The organism is Longimicrobium sp., assembly GCA_036377595.1.
Classification (GTDB): domain Bacteria; phylum Gemmatimonadota; class Gemmatimonadetes; order Longimicrobiales; family Longimicrobiaceae; genus Longimicrobium.
The window spans coordinates 1-5,719 of sequence record DASUYB010000152.1 but is presented as its reverse complement, the minus strand read 5'-3'; the positions used below and the strand labels follow the sequence as shown (position 1 = coordinate 5,719).

At 70.4% G+C, this 5,719-nt stretch carries 5 protein-coding genes; 1 reads left to right on the top strand and 4 read right to left on the bottom strand.

All coding sequences use genetic code 11. The features are described 5' to 3' along the window. Positions 1-50 precede the first annotated feature (50 nt). Entirely contained in the window at positions 51-1,340 is a 1,290-nt protein-coding gene (locus VF092_26710) for a cysteine desulfurase-like protein (GenBank protein HEX6750908.1), read from the bottom strand. A gap of 354 nt (positions 1,341-1,694) precedes the next feature. Between VF092_26710 and VF092_26705 the strand changes: the two genes are divergently transcribed. After that, on the top strand, positions 1,695-1,910 hold the full coding sequence (locus VF092_26705) for a hypothetical protein (protein ID HEX6750907.1): 216 nt from the start codon (positions 1,695-1,697) through the stop codon (positions 1,908-1,910). Positions 1,911-2,073: 163 nt separating this feature from the next. Here VF092_26705 and VF092_26700 read toward each other — a convergent pair whose 3' ends face one another. The 3 genes from VF092_26700 to VF092_26690 form a co-directional block, all read right to left on the bottom strand. Further along, positions 2,074-2,928, bottom strand: coding sequence for an RNA polymerase sigma factor RpoD/SigA (locus VF092_26700; GenBank protein HEX6750906.1), 855 nt, complete (start codon positions 2,926-2,928; stop codon positions 2,074-2,076). 225 nt (positions 2,929-3,153) lie between these two features. Continuing rightward, positions 3,154-4,488 carry a beta-ketoacyl-ACP synthase II gene (gene fabF / locus VF092_26695; GenBank protein ID HEX6750905.1) on the bottom strand — a complete coding sequence of 445 codons (1,335 nt, stop codon included), beginning with the start codon at positions 4,486-4,488 and terminating at the stop codon, positions 3,154-3,156. A 407-nt stretch (positions 4,489-4,895) separates the two neighbouring features. Further along, the gene (locus VF092_26690; GenBank protein HEX6750904.1) at positions 4,896-5,375 is read right to left on the bottom strand and encodes an SRPBCC family protein; all 480 of its coding nucleotides are present in this window, start codon (positions 5,373-5,375) and stop codon (positions 4,896-4,898) included. Positions 5,376-5,719 lie beyond the last annotated feature (344 nt).

Here is a 5,719-nt window from a genome sequence, read left to right as displayed (position 1 = left end):
CCCTTCTCCTGCAGTTCGGGAGAAGGGGGTCGGGGGGATGAGGGCCGCCGTCAGCTCCCCGACGCGATGCGCGCCACGCCGTGGATCAACCTTCGCACGTCATCTTCGCTGGTGTACGGCGCCAGGCCGGCGCGGACCAGGCCGCCGCAGTCGGAGAGGCCGAGCGCGTCGCACACCGTGGTCGCGTAGAAGTCACCGTTCCAGACGAAGACGCCCTCGGCGCCGAGACGCCGCGCCACGTCGTCCGGCGTGCAGCCGTCGACGGTGAAGGCGGCGGTGGGCGTCCGCCGCTGGCCGCGCTCCACGCCGTGGACGCGCACGCCGGGGATGGTCCGCAGCCCGTCCTCCAGCAGGGCGAAGAGCGCCTGCTCGTGCGCGTCGACCTGCTCGTACGCGCGGCGCAGCGCGTCGCGGCGGCCGCCCGCGCCCTCGCCGGCGATGGACGCGATCCAGTCGATGGCCGCGCGGATGCCGGCGATGGCCTCGTGGTTCTGCGTTCCCGTCTCCCAGCGCTCGGGGACGGCGTCGGTGGCGGGCGGCACCTTGTACGGCTCGAAGCGGCCCAGCAGCTCGCGCCGGCCCCACAGGATGCCCGCGTGCGGCCCGAAGAACTTGTAGCTGCTGCACGCCAGGAAGTCGCACCCCAGCTCGGCCACGTCCACCAGCTCGTGCGGTGCGTAGTGCACCGCGTCGGCGAACACGAGCGCGCCGGCCGCGTGCGCCGCGTCAGCCACGCGGCGCACGTCGTTGATGGTGCCCACTGCGTTCGACGCCGCGCCGATGGCCACCAGTCGCGTGCGCTCGGAGAGGAGCGAGTCGAGCGCGGCGTAGTCCAGCTGCATCCGCTCGCGGTCGAGCGGAAGGATGCGCACGGTCATCCCCGTGTCCGCGGCCATGCGGCGCCAGGGCGCCACGTTCGCCTGGTGGTCGAGCTCGGTGACGATCACCTCGTCGCCCGGCCCCCACGCGCGGCCCAGCGAGCGGGCGAGGTGGAAGGTGAGCGTGGTCATGTTGGCGCCGAACACGATCTCGTCCGGCGCGCCGTTCACGAAGTCGGCCGCCGCCTGCCGCGCCTCGGCCAGGATGGCGTCGGTCTCGGCGCTCAGCGCGAAGCGGCCGTGCACGTTCGCGTTGTGCAGCGTCAGGTATCCGGAGACGGCGTCCGCCACCTGGCGCGGCACCTGGCTCCCGCCCGGGCCGTCGAAGAACGCGATCGTCTTCCCCGCGATCCGCCGCTCGAACACGGGAAAGTCCGCGCGGATGCGCTCCGCGAAGTCAGACGTATCCGCCTGCACCGTCGCCGCCGCGGGCCTGCTCTCGGTCTCCAGCATCGTCTCCATCGCTCTCGTGATCGCGAACCATCTCCTTGCCGCGCGGAATCTCGGCGGGCGCGGCGCGGCGGACAAGGACGCAAAACCGATCCCCGGCGCAATACAGGACTGATCTGATACTGATACCGAATCCGGAAATATCGTTCGGGCACGAAGGATACAGAGGTACAGAGAACTGCGATGGGCTCTCCGTGCCTCTGTCTCGCGTCAGCAACCATGCGTCACCTCGTCCCGTAGACAATTCCCAAGAGAGGGGCGTTGGATGGTTGCAAGGACAATTTCGAGGCGCATTTTTTGCGCGGTGGCATTTCCGGAACGCGATCGAGTGGCCGGAACATTTCAAATCAGTTCAGGAGGTGTTCGATGACGCAGCGACGATTCCACACCATCCTCCTCGCCTTGGCCGTGGCCGGAGGCCTTGGCTTCGGGACGACTCAGGCCATCGCTTCGCCGAAGCCGGAAGGGAGCGTCCAGCGCGCTTGCGATGAGGATGTCTGCCGGAGGTGGTGCATCAGCAAGGGATTCATCGACGGGGGATGCTTCGACGACCAGTGCTGGTGCAACGCCGCGACGTTCTGATTGATGTGCGGCGGGATCGCGGTGTTCGTCTGAACCTGGTGCCGGCTGTGCCTGAGGGTCGCGTTCCCTCCGACCGGGGAGCCGCCACCCGTCGCAAGCAAAAGAGCGGGGGAGCCCGGAAGCTCCCCCGCCTTCGAATGTAGAGATGTATGCGTCGAAGCGGCTACGACACCGCCCAGAAGCCTTCCAGCGCCGCGCCGTCGGGGCTCTCGCGGAGCTTCTCGAACGCGCGGTTGCGGATCTGGCGGATGCGCTCGCGGGTCACGCCCAGCATCGACCCGATCTCCTCCAGCGTCCGCTCCTCGCCCTCGTCCAGCCCGTAGTACAGGTACAGGATCTTGCGCTCGCGCTCCGTGAGGTACTTCTCGAACATCTTCTCCAGGAACTCGCGGCGCGCCTGGCTCTCGACCTCCTCCTCGATCTCCACCGCCTCGCTGCCGGCGAAGCGCTCGCCGAAGCTGGCGCTGTCGCGGTCGCCGCGGTCCAGCGGCGCGTCGAGCGAGAGCTCGCTGGCGGCCACCCGGCGCAGCGCGCGGATGGTGTCCACCGGCTCGCCCATCTCGTCGGCGATCTCCTCGTCGGTGGGCGAGCGGCCCAGCGTCTGGGTGAGCGCCGTGTCGACCCGCGAGAGGCGGACCAGGTTGGAGTTCTGGTTCAGCGGGATGCGCACCGAGCGGGTCTGCTCGGCCAGCGCCTGCAGCACCGTCTGGCGGATCCACCACACGGCGTACGAGATGAACTTCACCCCCTTGTCGGGGTCGAACTTCTTGACCGCCTTGAGCAGCCCCTCGTTGCCGATGCACACGAGCTCGGCCAGCCCCAGCCCGCGCCCCTGGTACTTCTTCACATAGCTGATGACGAACCGGAGATTGGCGGTGACCAGCCGTTCGGCCGCTTCCTTGTCTCCGCTTCGCGCCCGATGGGCCAGCGCGCGCTCCTCGGCCGGGTCTTCGATCAGCGGGTACTTCTCGACGTCGTGCAGGTACTGGTCGAACGAGTCGAGGGCCCGTGAGCTCAAGAACATGTCGGTTCGCCTTTCAGAAAGAACAAGAGCAGCGAGCCTCGGTGGTGTTCGAGGACTCGCTGCTCCTGCGTGGGCTTAGGATGTCTCCCGGAAATCCCCATAGCCGGCAAAGCTAACCCGGTCAAGAGCGGAAGTCAATTTCCCCATGCGCCCCAAGTGGACGCGGTGGGGGTGGCAAGGCAGCGCAACCGGTTGTGGTGCGCGTGCTTGCGCGCACCTTCACACGGAGCCTGCCGACGAGTCCGCCGGGCGGCCTCCGCTCCCGTTGCCGCCCGCGTGCGCGGCTCCGTTCACCGCGCCGAATGCCAGCGCGGCGTTGATCCCTCCGAAGCCGAACGAGTTCGAGACGGCGTACCGCACGTTTCGCGCCTCACCCGGCCCCGTGGCGTAACACAGGTCGCACTCTTCGCCCGGTTCCTCCAGGTTCAGCGTGGGCGGCACCCACCCGCGCGCGATGGCCAGCGCGGTGATGGCCGCCTCCACCGCGCCGGTGGCCCCCAGGCAGTGGGCGTGGTACCCCTTGGTCCCGCTCACCACCACCTCGTCGGCGTGCTCGCCCAGCACCGCGCGGATGATGCGGCTCTCGGTGCTGTCGTTCAGCGGCGTGGACGAGCCGTGCGCGTTGACGTAGTCCACCTGCTCCGGGGCCACGCCGCCCGTCCGCAGCGCCGTGGCCATCGCGCGCGCCGCCTGCGCGCCGTCCGGCCGCGGCGCGGTCATGTGGTGCGCGTCGTTGCTGGTGCCGTAGCCCAGCACCTCGGCGTAGATCCGGGCGCCGCGCGCCTTCGCCCGCTCGTACTCCTCGAGGACGAGGATGCATGCCGCCTCGCCCATCACGAAGCCGTCGCGCTCGCGGTCGAACGGACGGCTGGCGCGCCGGGGATCGTCGTTGCGCGTCGACATGGCGCGGATGATGGCGAAGGCGCCGTAGCAGAGTGGCGCCAGCGGCGTCTCCACCCCGCCGGCCAGGACGACATCGGCGTCGCCGTCGCGGATGGCGCGCCACCCGTCGCCCACGGCGATGGCGCCCGAGGCGCAGCTCATCCCGTTCGTCGAGTTGGGCCCGGTGAAGCCGAACTCGATGGCCACGTTGCAACTGGCCGCGCCGCCGAATACGGCCAGGGCGAGGAGCGGATCGACGCCGCGGACGCCGTTCTGCACGTAGCTGGTGAACTGCCCCTCGCCGTAGGCCACGCCGCCCAGCGCGCTTCCCATCAGCACGCCCACGCGGTCGGGGTCCTCGGACGACGGGTCGATCCCCGCGTCGTCGAGCGCCTGGCGCGCGGCGGCGATGGAGAACTGGGCGTAGCGCTCGGTGCGCTTCACCCGCTGGCGGTCCATGAAATCGGCGGGCTCGAACTCGTTCACCTGCGCCGCGATCTGGCTGCGGAACGGCGACGGGTCGAAGCGGTCGATCTTCTGCACGGCGCTCTCGCGCCGGCGCAGCCCCTCCCACAGCCCCTCCACGCCCAGGCCGATGGGCGTGATGGCGCCGATGCCGGTGACGACCACGCGCCGCCGGGGAGCCGTGCCGCTGCCGTTGCTGTCGCTCATTCAGGTGGTCTCGCGGTCGGACAAGACAGTGCGGCGCGGGGTGCCCGTCGGCACACCCGCGCCCTGGATCGGTTCAGAGCCCGGTCTTGGTACACCGCACTGCAAGTTTTGGTGCGGCACGGATGTTTGCGGCGCGTCGGCACGTTTGGCGCGAGAGATCGTGTCTCGACGAGGCGAAACGCCGCGGAGAACGCATGTCGCGGCGCGCGACAGATGTCTCCGGCCGGGGACGAACGGTGCCGGCGGAGTGCGGCTTCCGTCTCGCACCTCCCGATGCCCAAGGAGACTGTCAGTGCGAGAAAATCAGGCCTGTCCGCGGCCGCCGGCGGCCCCCTCCCCCCGACCCCCTCCCCCGCTTCGCAGGGGCGGGGGAGCACTCAGCGCCGAATCGGCTTCCGCACTTCTCCCTACCGCTCCGCCGCCTCGACCGCGCGCTTGATGCCGGCCAGGGTGCGCGAGGCGACGGCGGAGATGAAGACGGGGCCGATCACCACGCTGGCGATCAGGCGGCGCAGGAAGCGGGGGAGGGGCCAGCGCGGACCGTCGGCCCAGTCGTGCACGATGCGCACGAGCGTGGTCCCGTCGCCGCGGCTGGTGAACGACCACTCCACGTCCATCCCCGTGGTGATCCCCTGCACGTGGCGGTAGAGCACGACGGGGCGCGCCTCGTCGACTGTCATCTCCGACACCCACCAGACGGGGTACGGCAGCGGGCCGAACATCCGCTTCGCCGCCATCTCCACCAGCCCGGCGCCGAAGCCGTCCTTGCGCTGGAATCGCACCCAGCGGTAGTGCGGCAGCCACTCCGGCCAGCGCTCCACGTCCGCGCCGAAGCGGAAGCAGCGCTCGGGCGTGGCGCGCATCACGATCTCGTCTACCGTCCTCAATGCGCGCTCCGGGTGCGGTTCCTCGTGCCGGGGAAGGGCGAGCCGAAGGTAGAGCCGGCACGCGCCCACGGCAATCGCCGCGCGCCGGGACGACTCGGCTGGACCCGTTCGCCACCCACGCCCCCATGGCCGGCGGCGTGGTGCCGGTGCTCGCCGAGGGCGGGCGCCTGACCCGCGCGGGGCTTCGCGGCGTGGCCTGGAAGGGGTGGATCCGAGGATCATGGGAGAGACGGCGCGGTATCAAGGGACCGGCGCCCGCGGCGCGTGCGCGCCGCGGCCGGGCCCGGGTCGTGCAGCCCTCCCGCGGAAGAGGCCAGATGTGAGGAGCGCAAGATGAGACGCCG